This is a genomic window from Mesorhizobium sp. GW821-FHT07A06 (assembly GCF_059419085.1).
This window is the reverse complement of sequence record NZ_JBWKRC010000025.1, coordinates 1-14912: the sequence shown is the minus strand read 5'-3', so window position 1 is coordinate 14912 and position 14912 is coordinate 1. Positions and strand designations below refer to the sequence as shown.

Genomic DNA, 14912 nt, shown 5'->3' with positions numbered 1-14912 from the left:
GACTGCTGGCTGTGATGGGCCGCAGTCCCGGCCGCCAGACTACGCGATCCTTCTCAAACAATCCTAGGGCGAAGCAGTCGCGAAGCGACGTCGCGGAGACCCTAGGATCCATTCCGTGACCTTGGTCGTGGGTGCAACGCAGCAGAATTCTGCACCGCAGCGGCGCCTTGAAGTCGCGGCATGGATCCCGGGGTCTGCGCCGCGTCGCTTCGCTCCTTGCTTCGCCCCAGGATGACGATGGAGGGAGACGTTTCGGCTAACCTCCAACGATATGTGACGCTCCAGCGCAAGCACTATCCGACTTGCCTGCTGCGCCAAGTTCCGCACGAAACACCGGTTCAGGCGGCCATCAGCCGCTTCACCTGCCTCATATCGGCCAAAAACCGGTCCCTCTCCGCCTCCTTCTCCGCTGGTTCATGGATGCGCAGGATGAAGGACGGGTGGATGGTGATGAAGACCCGCAAGCCGTCCTCGCGTTCGATGACCTGGCCGCGCATTTTTGTCACCGGGATCGCCTTGCCGAGCAATGACAGTGCAGCCGTTGCGCCGAGCGCCACGGCAAGCTCCGGCTTGATCAGCGCGAATTCCCTGTCGATCCACCAGCGGCAAGCCTGCACCTCGCCGGCATTCGGCTTGGAATGGATGCGGCGCTTGCCACGTGGCTCGAATTTGAAATGTTTCACCGCATTGGTGACGTAGACTTTCTGGCGATCGACGCCCGCATCGTCCAATATCGAATCGAACACCTTGCCGGCCGGCCCGACGAAAGGTTTGCCGGCGAGGTCCTCCTGGTCGCCGGGCTGTTCGCCGACGAAGATGACCTTGGCCTTATCAGGCCCCTCGCCGAACACGGTCTGCGTGGCGTCGCGCCAGAGCGGGCAGCGGCGGCAGCCTTTCGCGGCCTCGCGCAACCCTGAAATGCTGCTGGCGTCGTCATCTTCCGGCGTCTGCGTTGGTTCACGCTTCGGCCAATGCTTTGCCTGCACCTTGGCGTGATGCGGCGCGGGCGTCGTCGGCATTCTGGCAATCATCTCCTTGGCGGCCTTGTCCGCTCCTGCGATCAGGTCTGGAATGAGCGAGGCCTCGGGAAGGTTCCGCCAATATTTCTTCGGCATCTCCTTCTGCATGGCTTTCACCTTCAGCCGTGCCGGATTGAAGATGTTCTCGAAATAGGTGCGCCACAGCGCCTCGGTATCGTCCTGAGCCGGGGCATCGGCCTTGGCGGCGCCCGGCCCGATCGCCAGCCTTTCGCCATCCCAGTCTGCCGAGGCGTGGGGCGTCAGGATCGTCCAGCGCATGCCGGTGAAGCGCCTGACGAAGAAATCCGCGTTGCGCTCGACGATGAAATGATCGGGCTCGAACCAGGCGACGTAGCGCTCCTCGTCGCCGTCGCCGATCTTCCGGAAGCGGACGAAGGCATGCATCTTGTGGCTGTCGCGCCGCACAGCCTTTTCCATGGCTTCGAGCCGCCTGGTATCGGGATCCGATGCGATCGACAGCAGCTTCGGCTCCGTGCGCAATCGCCAAAGCATCCGGTAAAGAAGGGCGAACCGGCCGGGATCGGAATGGCAGAAGGCGGTTTCGGCACGCGCGATGAAGTCGCGTGGCACGACCAGCTGGGTACCCGCAGGAACGGTCGGCAAGTCTGTCTGGCCCTGTTCCGAGTTGGATACGACATGCCAGCTGATGTCTTCGGGCCGGACCTCGTTCAACGCCAGCCGCCGTGTCGCGTCGCGCCAGCCGGCAAAATCAGTCTCGCTGTCGAGCCGCACACTATACCGGGCCAGGTTGAACTCGGCCGGCCGCATGGTCAAAACAGCGCCAGTTGTTCGCAAGGTTGCACGATCTTGCCGCGCAAGCCCAGCTTGTCGGTGAGCGCTCCGGGTGACCAGCCCTCGGCGATGATGAACGGCCTGAGCTTGGCGATCGACTGGCAAATCCGCCCGACATCCTCGAGCCGCATGCGCCGGTGGCGCCGGGTTTCCAGGATTTTCGCCACCACCTTGGTGCCGAGACCGGGGACCCGCAGCAGCGCTTCGCGGTCGGCGCGGTTGATGTCGACTGGGAACCGCCCCCGGTTGCGCAGTGCCCAGGCGAGCTTTGGATCGATGGTGAGATCGAGCATGCCGTCACTGGAGCCGGCCAGGATTTCCGGTTGTGAGAAGCCGTAGAACCGCATCAGCCAGTCGGCCTGGTAAAGCCGATGCTCACGCATCAATGGGGGCTTCTGCAAGGGCAGGGACGACGATGAATCCGGGATCGGACTGAAGGCCGAATAATAGACGCGCCGCAGATGATAACTGCCATAGAGCCGGGCGCTGGTATGCAATATGCCGTCGTCGGACGTCTTGTCGGCGCCGACGATCATCTGCGTCGACTGGCCCCCGGGAGCAAAGCGTTCGCGCTTTTTGGTCCGAAGTGTCGGCTCGGCTTTCTCCTCCATCTTCTGGCGCAACTTCGCCATGGAAAGGCGGATCGTTTCCGGCTTCTTTTCCGGTGCCAGCCTCTTCACGCCCTCGTCGGTCGGCAGCTCCACATTGATCGACAGCCGGTCGGCATAGAGGCCGGCCTTCTCGACCAGTTCCGCCGAGCTCTCCGGAATCGTTTTCAGATGGATATAGCCTGAAAATTTCTCTTCCAGCCGCAGCCGCCGCGCCACCTCCACCATCTCGCCCATGGTCTCATCGGGCGAGCGGATGACGCCTGACGACAGGAACAGGCCCTCGATATAGTTGCGCCGGTAGAAATCCATGGTGAGCGTCACCACTTCGTCGATGCTGAAGCGGGCGCGCCGTACATTCGAGGACGAACGGTTGATGCAATAGCTGCAATCGTAGATGCAGAAATTGGTGAGCAGGATTTTCAAGAGTGAAATGCAGCGCCCGTCCGGCGCGTAGGAATGGCAGATACCCATCCCCTCCGTGGAGCCGATGCCGCCGGACGTCAGCGAATCCTTTTTCGCCGAGCCGGAAGAGGCGCAGGAAGCGTCATATTTGGCGGCGTCGGACAGGATCGCAAGTTTTTCACGAACAGGGAGTGCGCTCATATGTTCATGATATGTTCTTTAAAGGCAATAGGCTACCTCATTTGATGCAGGCGGCGAAAAAGTGATCGCCGCTCGATCCTCAGCCATCAGACCTCGTGCAGGTAGAGATGATAGTCCAGTTCGCTGACCGTGCGCGCCACGCGCAGATATTCGGATTGCTTGATTGCAACGAAGGTGCGGTGCAGGTCCTCGCCGAGCGCGCCTTTCAGGAAGCTGGAGGCCTTGGCCGCTTCGATCGCCGCGCGCCAGTCCGCCGGCATCGTCGTGCGGGTGACGGCCGCCTCATAGCCGTTTCCAGTCGTTTCGGGACCGGGATCGAGTCCTTCGTCGATACCTTTGATGATGCCTGCGAGCACGGTCGCGGCGATCAGGTAAGGATTTGCGTCGACGCCGGACGGCCGGTGCTCGATGCGCCGGTTCCTGGCGTCGCCAGCCGGCACGCGCAGCGCCACCGAGCGGTTGTTGACGCCCCAGGTCGGCGCCACCGGCGCATAGGACTGCGAAACGAAGCGCCGCCAGGAATTGGCGTGCGGCGCAAACACCAGCATCGATTCGGCCATCGTCTGGATGAGGCCGCCGAGCCCCTGCAGGAGGGGTAGCGACCAGCTCTCGCCTCCGGCCTCGGCAAACACGTTTCGGCCGGCCTTGTCCTGCAGCGAGACATGGAAATGCATGCCCGAGCCGGCATATTTCTCGATCGGCTTGGCCATGAAACAGGCGGTGACGCCATGGCGGCGCGCCTGCGCCCGCACCAGCCGCTTCAGCATGACCAGATCGTCGGCCGCCCGCATCACGTCCTTGCGGTAGTTCAGCGTCAATTCGTATTGGCCGGGCGCATATTCGGAAATAACCGTCTCGGCCGGAATGCCCTGCGCCTTGGCCGCGGCATAGATGTCCGAGAACAGCGGCTCCATGCCGTGCAGATGGTCGACGGAATAGACTTCCGTCTTGCCGGAGACGCGGCCGTCGAGCACGGCACGCGCCGGCTGCACCTTGCCGTCGGCATCGCGCTCGTTGGCCAGGAGAAAAAATTCGAGTTCGAAGGCACCGGCCGGATAAAGGCCCTTGGCCGCGAGGATATCGACCTGTCGTGCCAGCGCCAGCCGCGGATCCGAAGACATTGGTTGGCCATCGAGGTGGTACATCGCCATAAGCACCTGGCCGCGCGGCGGGCTGGTTCCATAAAGCGGAACCAGCGTGCCGGGGATCGGCCAGGCCCTGAGATCGCCGTCGCCGGTGGTCCAGATCAGCCCGGTTTCGTGCACATCCTCGCCGGTGATGTCGAGCCCGAGGATCGAGATCGGCATGTGCCGGCCGCCCTCGAAAATGCTTTTGAGCTCATGCCGGCGCACGATCTTGCCACGGCCGACGCCATTGGCGTCGGTCAGCACGATATCGAAGGCTTCGATCTCGGGATGGGCGTCGAGAAAGGCTTGCGCCTCGGTGGGCGAGGAGCCCGAAGGCGAGGTCACGATGGTATTGTCCATGGCCGCTTGTCTCATGCCGCAAGCTTTGCCGCAACCGTGCCGAAGGCGGTGATCAGCCGGTTCACCTGGGCGCCTGACGTCGCCGGCGAGATCAGCATCATGTTGTGGAAGGGCGCGATCAGCACGCCGCGATTGACCAGCGCTACATGGATGGCGGCTTCCAGTTCCGGCGCGTGCGCGCCTTCCGCCTCCGCGCCGTTGCGCAACGGGCCGGGTGCGCAGATGAACTCGACGCGGGCGCCGACACGGGCCACATGCCAGGGCAGGCGGTAGCGGTCGATCACCCCGGTCAGCCCGGCATCCAGGCGCCGGGCGAGATGATCCATGCGGTCATAATTCTCCGGCGTCATCACCTCCTCGAGCGTGGCGCGCATGGTGGCGAATTGCAGCGGGTTGGCCGACAGTGTCGTGCCCATGCCGGAATAGCCTGGTTCTTTCGTCCGGTTGTAGTCGGCGTAGCGGGAAGCGACCTCCTCGCTCATGCCCCACACACTTGCCGGCACACCGCCGGCGATGGGCTTGCCCAGCACGAAAAAGTCGGGGTCGAGCCCGTATTTCCTGGTGTAGCCGCCGGGACCGGTCGAGATGGTGTGCGTCTCGTCGATCAACAGCAGCGTGCCGGTTTCGCGCGTCAGCCTGCGCAGCGCGTCATGGAAGCCGGGATCGGCCAGCACCATGCAGGAATTGGTCAGCACCGGCTCGGCGATGACGCAGGCGACGTCCCGGTCCTTGAGCGCTGTCTCCAGCGCGGCGACATCATTGAACTCGATGACCTTGGCCGTGCGGGTCAGGTCGCGGAACTCGCCCGCGAGGCCAGGCCGGTTGACGGGCTTGCCGTCGATCAGCCGCACCATCGTCTCGTCGACCGAGCCGTGGTAGCAGCCGTTGAAGACCAGGATTTTTTCCCGGCCAGTCACAGCGCGGGCAACGCGCAGCGCGAAGCGGTTGGCGTCGGTCGCGGTGGTCGCGATCTGCCAGAACGGCAGGCCGAAGCGCTGTTGCAGCAACGGCCCTATGGCAAGCGCGTCTTCCGAAGGCAGCATGTAGGTCAGGCCGCGTCCGGCCTGGCGGCGGATGGCGCGCGCCACCGGCGGCGGCGAATGGCCGAACATCGAACCGGTATCGCCAAGGCAGAAATCGTCCAGCCTGTTGCCGTCTATGTCGGTGATGGTGGCACCCCTGGCACTGTCGACCAGGATCGGAAACGGCGTCGGCCAGTCGTTCATCCAATGCATCGGCACGCCGCCGAAGAAACCCGGCAGGCCGTTGCCGACCTTGGCTTGCGATTTCGGCCGCGCCGCGCGGAAGGCCGCGCCCTCGGTTTCGCGCAATTGCGCGATGCGATCCCGGCTGATGCCACCGATGGACGTCGTTGAACTGTCGCTGCTGTGCATGGAAACCCCTCTGGCTGGTCCCTCTTAGCCAATCCTCATCCGCAACCGCAATTGGCCGCGTGTCTGTTCTGCATTGGCTCAGCGTCTGGCAGTGCTGCTTGACCGTGCTGTCGAAGTCAGCGCCAATATGAGCGGGAATTGGCATGGGGGCCAAGGATGCGGACGATCATCTGTGTGGCAATGCTTCTGGCGTCGGCCGTCCCGTCCCTCGCCTCGGGCGGCATCTGGTGCAACGTCGACGATCCGGCGGTGACAATCGACGTCGGCGCCGGCGTCACCAGGGGCATGGGCGGCCCAACCTTCAATTTTCGCGGCGATCTCGAAATCAAGGCGAGGCCGCTTGGCGATCATCTGCGCAAGACGGCGTTCGAGGATTCCAACCTGACCCAGTACTGGCTGGACGACAAGGAACTGCGTCTGAACATCTACCACGAGCACGAGGTGGCGGACACCTTCGATTCAGTCGAACTAACGATCCTGACCAAGGCCAGCGACGAAGGCATCTATGACGGGCAGTACACGCTTGCCGTCTATGACAGCACCGCCGACAAGGACAAGGATGGCAAGACCACGGAGTTGACCGGCAAGGTTTCCTGCGGCGCCGAGTGACCGCCGATGTGAACTATGCCGTGATGTCGATGACGCCGCAGTCGCCAGCGGCACTGCCGAAGGCGATGCGCCGTTCTTCCCTGTCCCACATCATCGAGGTGATGGCGCCCTTGCCTTGCCGGCGCAACAAAACTTCCTTGGCATCGGCGAAACGGGCGGCGATCACCATGCCGTCGTCATAACCGATCGCCACGACATCCTGGGTCGGATGGCAGGCGACGCAGGTCACCATCGTATTGCCGCGTGTGCCGAGTTCCAGCGGCGCCTTGCCCATCGGCCCGTCCTTGCCGGAAAACGGCCAGACGATCGCCGCCGGTGCTCCGGAACTCGCAAGCCATTTGCCTTTGATGCTCCATGACAGGCTTTTGACCTTGCCGGGATAGCCGGTCATGCGCATGTGCTTGCCGTCGGCCAGCTTCCAGCCATGCAGGGCATTCTCCTGCATCGTTGTGACGAGGAAGGCGCCATCGGGCGAGAAGGTGATGCCGGTGTGGGCGCCGGCCCATTCGAGCTCAACCGGCTTGCCCTCGGCGGCCGGAAAATGCAGCGTCGCGCCATTGTAGCGGGCGACACCGAAGCGCATGCCCTTGGGCGAAAACGCCAGACCCTCGACCGAACGCGGATGGGCGAATTCCCTGGTCTTGCCATCGGCGAAGCGCACGAAGGCGGTCTTGCCCGTGGCATAGGCGATGGCGCCCTGCGGCCCGGCGGCGACGCTGGTGATCCACTTTTTTCCGGCGCTGGCCAATTCCCCGACATTGCCGCCCGCGGCAACGGAAAACACCTTGCCGTCCTCGCCGCCGGTGATCAGCCGATCGTTCGCCGCATCGTGGAAGGTGGCGAGCAACCCGTCATTGGCCTGCGTCGTCTTGTGGCCGTTGTCGAGCCGATGGATGGCGCCATCGGCGAGCGCGAAATGCGGCACGTCGCCAAGGAAGACGGCGGCGAGGCAATGGCCTTCGAGATCGAGGGGGGCGACTGTGGGCATGACTATCTTTGTTTCAATGAAAGTGCAGAGGGCGGCTTACTCGACGTTTGCACGTCCGGCAACCATGAGGTCGCGAAGTCGGAACAATAGGCTCTCTCCAATCGCCAATGATGGCGCTGCCCCTCATTGTCCTGCCGGACATTTCTCCCCGTATAGTGACGGGGAGAAAGACGCTGTCGCGGGTGGTTTCGCCAATCCCCAACGCTGGAGAATAGGTGCCGGCAGGCGGATGAGGGGCGGCGCCGGCCGTTGGAGGATACCAGCATTGGCGTCGAACTGTTGCTACCGGTTATTCGGCAACGCTTTGATCGCCCTAAGCAGCTTCGCTAATGCCCTGTCCTCGTGTCAATGAGTTTCGACATCCCTGCCCTTGGCCAATGCTCAAGCCGCCTGGCAGGCATCAAAGCTCTTCTTCAGCCGCTCGGCGTCCAGTTCGCGGCCGATGAAGACCAGCCGGCTCTCATGCTTCTCGCCATCCTTCCAGGCGCGCTGGTGGTCGCCTTCGATGATCATGTGCACGCCCTGGATGACATAGCGCTCGTCATCGCCCTTGAGCGCGATGATGCCTTTCAGCCGCAGGATGTTCGGACCTTCCATCTGGGTGATCTTCTCGATCCATGGGAAGAATTTCTTCGGGTCCATCTCGCCGCCGCGCAACGACACCGACTGCACCGTCACGTCATGGATGTCGGAAGGGTGCGCGTGGTCATGGTGATGATGGTCGTGCCCGTCATGGTCATGATGATCGTGGTCATGGTCGTGGTCATGATGGTGGTCGTCATGCGCCTCGAGGAAATGCGGATCGTTTTCCAGCGCCCGGGACAGGTCGAAGGCGCCGCGGTCGAGCACTTCCGACAGGGCGACGCCGGCGCGCGTTGTGCGGTGGATCCTGGCCGCCGGGTTGATGGCGCGGATCGTCGCCTCGACCTTGGCGAGTTCTTCCGGGGTGACAAGGTCGGTCTTGTTGAGCACGACGACGTCAGCAAAGGCGATCTGGTCCTCGGCCTCCTTGGAATCCTTGAGCCTGAGCGGCAGATGCTTGGCGTCGACCAGGGCCACCACGGCGTCGAGCTTGGTCTTGGAGCGCACGTCGTCGTCCATGAAGAAGGTCTGTGCCACCGGCACCGGATCGGCGAGACCCGTGGTCTCGACCACGATGGCGTCGAAGCGGCCGGGGCGGCGCATCAGGCCTTCAACGACGCGGATCAGGTCGCCACGCACCGTGCAGCAGACACAGCCATTGTTCATCTCGTAGATTTCCTCGTCGGATTCCACGATCAGGTCGTTGTCGATGCCGATTTCGCCGAATTCATTGACGATGACGGCGTAGCGCCTGCCATGGTTCTCCGACAGGATGCGGTTGAGCAGCGTCGTCTTGCCGGCACCGAGATAGCCGGTGAGAACGGTTACGGGGATCTGTGTCTGTGCGTCGCTCATGACTTGCCTCGAAGTGACCGGGCCTTGAAAATCCAGGCCGTGAAAAGGGATTGTCGGTCCCATATAGGGTGTGTTCCGGGCTTTTGCACGGGGCAAACCAATGGGCCAAAGCGGCCGGCCGGGAGTATCCATGTGGTTATTGTTGGGGGAAAGCTCCGCGCTCGGCGATGCTGAAAGCCAGGAACGACAAAGGAGGCGTCTTGGCAGGTGCTGTCAATGTAACGTCGTGCCTGGGACGCGGCCGCTGTGAATCCGGTATTTCGGAAACTCGTTTGTCATCTAACTGAAATAAACATCTGGCATCACCACGGCGGACACCGCAATGCTTGCCGGCAAAGCTGTTTGGAGCGCCGGAATCTTTTTGATCGTCGATTGCCAACCGGCCGGCTGCGTCTATGCTCCACGCACCGGTACGGCCGAAGAGGGATGACCATGGCCAAGGCGGACAAGACTGCAACAATGAGCCGGCTGCATTCGGCGGCGAGGCTGGCAAGAACCGCGTTGGCTGCCCGGCTTCTGGCGCACGGCTTCTATGCCGGCCAGGACCAGATCATGCTGGCGCTCGACCGCGAGGATGGCCAGACGCCGGGTAATCTTGCCGGTCGCCTTGGCGTGCGCCCGCCGACCATCACCAAGACCATCAACCGGCTGCAGGCGCAGGGTTTTCTGGAAAAACGCGCGTCGGAAGCCGATGCCCGCCAGGCGCACATCTTTCTCACCGACACCGGCCGAGAAACCATCCGCGCCATCGAGAAGTCGGTGAAGAAGACTGAAAAACAGGCGCTGAAGGGCCTCGACAAGAAGGATCAGAAGGCCCTGTTCAAGCTGCTTGCCCGCATCGAGGCCAACCTCTCCAATGAGGAATTGGTGCTGATCGACGACGACGCCGAGTCGGACGACTGATCGAAACGGTCAGGCCGCCGCCGGGGCAGAGTCCCGGATCAGCGAGGACCAGCGTCCCGGCGTCATGCCGAACGCCTTCTTGAATTGCCTGTTGAAGTGGCTCTGGTCGGTGAAGCCGGCCTCGACGGCAATCTGCGCCAAGGGTTCGCCGGCAATGATCATCCGCCGCGCGCGCTGAAGCCGGCGCATCACCAGGAAACGATGCGGGCTGGTCGAGAAAGCGGCGCGGAAATGCCGCGACAGGGCATAGCGGTCCAGCCCGGTGATGGCTTCCAGTTCGCCGGAACGCACGGGGCGCGTGACGTTCTCCGTGAGATAGTCCCGCGCCAGTGCGGCGGCCCGCCAGGCCGTCCTGGCCATCGGCTTCGCCGGCTGGCCGGCATGCCGCGCCAGGCTCTGCATCAATTGCGTCAGGAAGTCGTCGACAAACAGCTCGTCGAGTTCCTGTTGCAGCGGCCCCAGTGCCGAGAGCAACGTTGCGCAGAAGGCGTCGTCGCTCACGACGGCCTCCCCGAGGAAGGGCAGGGACGCGCCGCCAAGGCAATCCAGCATCAGCGACGGCTCGAGATAGAGCATCCTGTAGCGCAGCCCGTCCTCGGTGCCGGCGCCGCCATCATGCATTTCGTCGGGATGCAGCACGATGATCTGGCCGGGCAGGCTTTGCCGCGCCGCGCCGCGATAGCGAAAGGTCTGCACACCCTGCAGCGTCACCCCGATCGCGTAGGTGTCATGGCGATGCAGGTCGAAGGCACTGCCGTGGAACCGCGCCTCGATCCGCTCCATCCCCGCGGGGTCGGAAGCGGAAATGATGCAGTTCTCAGCCGCATCGGCGCACAAACGTCCAAGACCCTCGAAGGCTTGGCGGTCTAGTTCCAACGCATCGTCTCCTTCAGCCTCGCGGTGGGGGCTCAACCTCGAATGGTCCATTTTCTCATGTTCGATACGAAATTTGCAATCGTCCTGCGGGAAGACCTGCCCGTCTGGCAGAAACTCAACGTCACCGCCTTCCTGACCAGCGGCATCGTCGCGCAGTTTCCCGACATCATCGGCGAGCCCTATCGCGACCGCGCCGGCAATCTCTACAACCCCCTGTCGATACAGCCGGTCATCGTGCTGTCGGCCGACCAGGCGACGATAAGCGCGATCCAGCGGCGCGCGCTGGAACGCGGCGTGACGACTTCACTCTATGTCGAGGAGATGTTTTCGACCGGATTCGATGCCGCCAACCGCGCCGTCTTCGCCGAGTTCGCGCCCGAGGACGCCAAGGTGGTCGGCGTCGCGCTGCGCGCCGACAAGAAGCTCGTCGACAAGATCACCAAGGGCGCCCGCATGCACGCATAGCAGGGGAAGGCTGAACTGAGCCTGCCGGCTTCTGTTGTTGTGCCAGCCGGTTTTGGCGCGGCGGCGGGCGACAATTGGCTTGCCGGCAAGCCACAATTCCCGCAAAGGTGGGTTCCAGCCCAGCTTTTCCCCGGCCTGCAAGTGAGTGCTTCCCAGAGATATGTCGAAAGCGCGACGCCGCCGGTGGCGATCCTGTGCATGCTTGCGACCTATGTCTTCTTCACCTTCCTCGACACCTCAAGCAAATATCTCGTCCTGGCCGGCGTTTCCGCGCTGATCGTCGCCTGGGTGCGCTTTGCCGTGCATGTCGTGCTGGTCGGCGCACTGCTGCGCGGCTGGCGGCAACCCATGCGGTTTCGTCCCGTCAACCTGCCGGCGCATGTGCTGCGCGGCGTGTTCCTGTTCGGCTCGACCATGTGCAACATCCTGGCGCTCCGCTCCCTGCAACTGGCCGAGACGACGTCGATCTATTTCTTCGGGCCGATGGTGATCACCGCACTTGCCGGCCCGCTGCTTGGCGAATGGGCCGGCTGGCGGCGCTGGCTGGCCATCCTCGCCGCCTTCGCTGGAGTTCTGATCATCACAAGGCCGGGTGTCGGCGTCTTCGGTATCGGGCATCTCTTCGCGCTCGGCTCGATGCTGTCGAACAGCTTCTATGTCATCATGACGCGCCGCATGTCGGCGACCGAGACGTCGGAAAGCCTGATCCTGTTCTCGGCGCTGGCGCCGGCGGTGCTGCTTTTGCCCATGCTGCCGTTCTCATTCTCGCTGCCGCATGATGGCTGGCACTGGTTCGTCCTGCTCATGCTTGGCGTGTTCGGCGGTGTCGGGCACTGGCTGCTGGTGCAGGCCTACCGGCTGGCGACGACCACGGCGCTCGCCCCCTATCCCTACTCGCAGATGGTGTGGATGATCATTTCCGGCTGGATCGTCTTCAAGCAGTTTCCCGACCGCTGGACGCTGGTCGGCGCGGCCATCATCGTTGCCAGCGGCCTCTACATCGTCCATCGCGAGCACCGGCTCCGGCTGCAGAGCCGCGCCGCCTCCGATGTCGAGGCGGAAGCGCTGGCAAAAAAACTTTGATTTGCTCCCGATCGGTGGCATAACGCCGCCTTTAAACAGTTTAGGTCGCAATTCGGGTCGTTCGGGGAGCGCAAGGCGCTGGCACAAAAAATCAAGCTTTCGACGATCGCCGATGCACTCGGCGTGTCCACGGCCACCGTGTCCCTGGCGCTGCGCGACAGCCCGCTGGTTGCCGGCTCCACGCGCGACCGCATCAAGGAACATGCGCGCGCCATCGGCTATATCTACAATCGCCGCGCCGCCAGCCTGCGCACCTCGCGCTCGGGCATTGTCGGTGTCGTCGTGCACGACATCATGAACCCGTTCTTCGCCGAGATACTGCGCTCGATCGAAAGCGAACTCGACCGCAGCCGGCAGACCTTCATCCTGTCCAATCACTACGACCAGCTCGAGAAGCAGCGCACCTTCATCGATACGCTGCTGCAGCTTGGCGCCGACGGCGTCATCATGTCGCCGGCCATCGGCACGCCTGCTTCCGACATCCTGATGGCCGAGGAGAACGGCCTGCCGGCGGTGCTGATCGCGCGCACCGTCGAGGGCGCCGACGTGCCGGTCTTTCGCGGCGACGACGCCTATGGCACAGGGCTTGCCACCAACCATCTGATCTCGCTCGGCCACAAGCGCATCGCCATGATCGGCGGCACCGACCAGACCTCGACCGGCCGCGACCGCTACCAGGGCTATGTCAATGCCATGGAGGCGGCCGGGCTCGAGGTCAGACCGTCCTGGCGCATCGCCGGCCCGCGCACCAAGCAGGCCGGCTTCGAGGCGGCCGGACAGTTCCTGGCGCTGAAGGACAGGCCGACCGCCGCCTGTTGCTGGAACGACCTCGTCGCCATCGGCCTGATGAACGGCATCGCCCGTGCCGGTCTGGTGCCGGGCATCGACATCTCCGTCACCGGCTATGACGATCTGGAGGAGGCTGCGATCGCCACGCCGGCGCTGACCACCGTCTGGAACGGCCAGCGCGAGGTCGGCCGCCGCGCCGCCAGCGCGCTGCTCGACAAGCTCAACGGACAGACGGTGCGGCCCTCGCAGGAATTGATCAAGCCGGAGTTGCATGTACGCCAGTCGACCGGCAGGCCGGTGGAGCGGACATGACCAGGGTCGACCAACTGCAGGCCGTTGCCATTCTGGTACCGGCGGACTTCAGCGACCATGCCGTCCGACGTATCGACCGTACCTTCAAACAGGTGAGGATCGAGCGCGCCGATCCGGCGCTGGTCACCGAGGAGATGCGCCGAACGGTGCGTGGCATTGCCTCCTTTGCCGGCATCGGCGCGGCGATGATGGACGCGCTGCCCAATCTCGAGCTCATCGCTTCCTTCGGCGTCGGCTATGACTCGGTCGATGTCGGCCATGCGGCGGCCAAGAACATCATGGTCACCAACACGCCCGACGTCCTGACCGAGGAGGTGGCCGACACCGCGATCGGGCTGCTGATCAACACGATCCGTGACCTGCCGCGCGCGGAAAACTGGCTGCGTGATGGCAGTTGGGTTCGCAAGGGCAACTATCCGCTGAGCCGGCTGACCTTGCGCGCGCGCCGCGTCGGCATTTTCGGCATGGGCCGCATCGGACGGGCCATAGCCCGGCGGCTGGAGGCGTTCGGACTGCCGGTCGCCTACCACAACCGGCGCCGTGTCGAAGGCCTTTCCTACCAATACCACCCGACTCTGAAAGGCCTTGCCGAAGCGGTCGACACGCTGATTTCGGTGGCGCCCGGCGGTGCTTCGACGCAGAAGGCGGTCAATGCCGAGATCCTGTCGGCGCTTGGCGCCAACGGCGTCTTCGTCAACATCGGCCGCGGCAGCACGGTCGATGAGGCAGCACTGGCGGCAGCCCTTGCCGACGGCACCATCGCTGCAGCCGGGCTCGATGTCTTCGCCGACGAACCGAACGTGCCCCAGGTGCTGCTCGACGCCCCCAACACCTCTCTTTTGCCGCATGTAGGCTCCGCCTCGGAGCACACGCGCCGCGCCATGGCCGATCTGTGCGTCGACAATCTGGTTTCCTGGTTCACCGAACGCCGGGCGCTGACACCGGTGCCGGAGACGGCGCATGTCAAGGATCGCGGCTGAGTGGCAGTTTGCCACACTTATTAACGACAGCTTAACCCTTTGAATTCATTGTTCATCCCGTACGCAAGAATGGATGAATGATGATGAAAGCGCTTTCCGTCTTGATCGCTGCCGCCGCGCTGTTTGGCGGCGTTCAGATGTTTCAAGGCGGCGGTGAAAGCGTTGCCGAAGAAGCCGTGCCATCCAACACCTACAAACTGGTCGCCAATGGCGACGAGGGGGCCTGCGCGGTGACGCGCGGAGCCGCGATTTCGGATGGGCTGTCGTTGTTGACGGTGGCTCCAAATTGCCGCCGGCTCTTGCCGGGCATCGAGCGGGCGAAATTCTGGCGCGACCAGAACGACGGCACGGTCGCCTTCAGCGCCAACGGCATCGATCCGATTGTCGCTTTCAGCGTTGCCGATGGGGACGGCTACGAATCCTACGCGCCCACGCTGCCGCTGCTGTCATTGGCGGTCGACGGTCACTAGAGCGTTTCCTAATTTGGGGGAATCGTAGGATTCCCAAAGTCGGATGTTTGTGATTCAAGATGCTGGCTGGATA

14 protein-coding genes are annotated in these 14912 nt (G+C 63.4%); 7 read left to right on the top strand and 7 right to left on the bottom strand.

Annotated elements, in window-relative coordinates:
• Positions 1 to 338: 338 nt before the first annotated feature.
• From AC07SZ_RS35535 to AC07SZ_RS35520, 4 genes are all read right to left on the bottom strand, one after another.
• A complete protein-coding gene (locus AC07SZ_RS35535; RefSeq protein WP_494917884.1) occupies positions 339 to 1808 on the bottom strand; it encodes a UdgX family uracil-DNA binding protein in 1470 nt (489 codons plus the stop codon).
• 2 nt (positions 1809 to 1810) lie between these two features.
• A complete protein-coding gene (locus AC07SZ_RS35530; RefSeq protein ID WP_056569176.1) occupies positions 1811 to 3046 on the bottom strand; it encodes a putative DNA modification/repair radical SAM protein in 1236 nt (411 codons plus the stop codon).
• A gap of 86 nt (positions 3047 to 3132) precedes the next feature.
• Positions 3133 to 4533 (bottom strand): glutamine synthetase family protein, encoded by a 1401-nt coding sequence (locus tag AC07SZ_RS35525; RefSeq protein WP_494917881.1) that lies wholly within the window; start codon positions 4531 to 4533, stop codon positions 3133 to 3135.
• An 11-nt stretch (positions 4534 to 4544) separates the two neighbouring features.
• Positions 4545 to 5927 carry an aspartate aminotransferase family protein gene (locus tag AC07SZ_RS35520; protein ID WP_056569179.1) on the bottom strand — a complete coding sequence of 461 codons (1383 nt, stop codon included), beginning with the start codon at positions 5925 to 5927 and terminating at the stop codon, positions 4545 to 4547.
• Between the two features lie 156 nt (positions 5928 to 6083).
• On the opposite strand from AC07SZ_RS35520, the gene AC07SZ_RS35515 reads away from it, so the two are divergent.
• A complete protein-coding gene (locus AC07SZ_RS35515) occupies positions 6084 to 6536 on the top strand; it encodes a hypothetical protein (RefSeq protein WP_056569182.1) in 453 nt (150 codons plus the stop codon).
• A gap of 13 nt (positions 6537 to 6549) precedes the next feature.
• Here the strand turns inward: AC07SZ_RS35515 and AC07SZ_RS35510 are convergent, their stop codons facing one another.
• Positions 6550 to 7524 carry a WD40 repeat domain-containing protein gene (locus tag AC07SZ_RS35510; RefSeq protein WP_056569186.1) on the bottom strand — a complete coding sequence of 325 codons (975 nt, stop codon included), beginning with the start codon at positions 7522 to 7524 and terminating at the stop codon, positions 6550 to 6552.
• A 381-nt stretch (positions 7525 to 7905) separates the two neighbouring features.
• Positions 7906 to 8961 carry a CobW family GTP-binding protein gene (locus tag AC07SZ_RS35505; RefSeq protein WP_056569189.1) on the bottom strand — a complete coding sequence of 352 codons (1056 nt, stop codon included), beginning with the start codon at positions 8959 to 8961 and terminating at the stop codon, positions 7906 to 7908.
• A gap of 432 nt (positions 8962 to 9393) precedes the next feature.
• On the opposite strand from AC07SZ_RS35505, the gene AC07SZ_RS35500 reads away from it, so the two are divergent.
• Complete coding sequence (locus AC07SZ_RS35500; RefSeq protein WP_056569192.1) at positions 9394 to 9864, top strand: MarR family winged helix-turn-helix transcriptional regulator; 471 nt, start codon at positions 9394 to 9396, stop codon at positions 9862 to 9864.
• A 9-nt stretch (positions 9865 to 9873) separates the two neighbouring features.
• Here the strand turns inward: AC07SZ_RS35500 and AC07SZ_RS35495 are convergent, their stop codons facing one another.
• Positions 9874 to 10791, bottom strand: a complete 918-nt coding sequence (locus AC07SZ_RS35495; protein ID WP_172371134.1) for an AraC family transcriptional regulator — start codon at positions 10789 to 10791, stop codon at positions 9874 to 9876.
• A 6-nt stretch (positions 10792 to 10797) separates the two neighbouring features.
• On the opposite strand from AC07SZ_RS35495, the gene AC07SZ_RS35490 reads away from it, so the two are divergent.
• The 5 genes from AC07SZ_RS35490 (at position 10798) to AC07SZ_RS35470 (ending at position 14839) form a co-directional block, all read left to right on the top strand.
• Entirely contained in the window at positions 10798 to 11205 is a 408-nt protein-coding gene (locus tag AC07SZ_RS35490) for a DUF2000 family protein (protein WP_494917882.1), read from the top strand.
• A 141-nt stretch (positions 11206 to 11346) separates the two neighbouring features.
• Positions 11347 to 12288: a DMT family transporter gene (locus AC07SZ_RS35485; protein WP_494917880.1), complete on the top strand. Its 942-nt coding sequence runs from the start codon at positions 11347 to 11349 to the stop codon at positions 12286 to 12288.
• A gap of 78 nt (positions 12289 to 12366) precedes the next feature.
• Positions 12367 to 13389: a LacI family DNA-binding transcriptional regulator gene (locus AC07SZ_RS35480; RefSeq protein WP_081294945.1), complete on the top strand. Its 1023-nt coding sequence runs from the start codon at positions 12367 to 12369 to the stop codon at positions 13387 to 13389.
• Positions 13386 to 14369, top strand: a complete 984-nt coding sequence (locus AC07SZ_RS35475; protein ID WP_494917879.1) for a 2-hydroxyacid dehydrogenase — start codon at positions 13386 to 13388, stop codon at positions 14367 to 14369. The genes AC07SZ_RS35480 and AC07SZ_RS35475 overlap by 4 nt, the downstream gene beginning before the upstream one ends.
• An 83-nt stretch (positions 14370 to 14452) precedes the next feature.
• Positions 14453 to 14839: a hypothetical protein gene (locus tag AC07SZ_RS35470; RefSeq protein WP_056570337.1), complete on the top strand. Its 387-nt coding sequence runs from the start codon at positions 14453 to 14455 to the stop codon at positions 14837 to 14839.
• Positions 14840 to 14912: the final 73 nt, after the last annotated feature.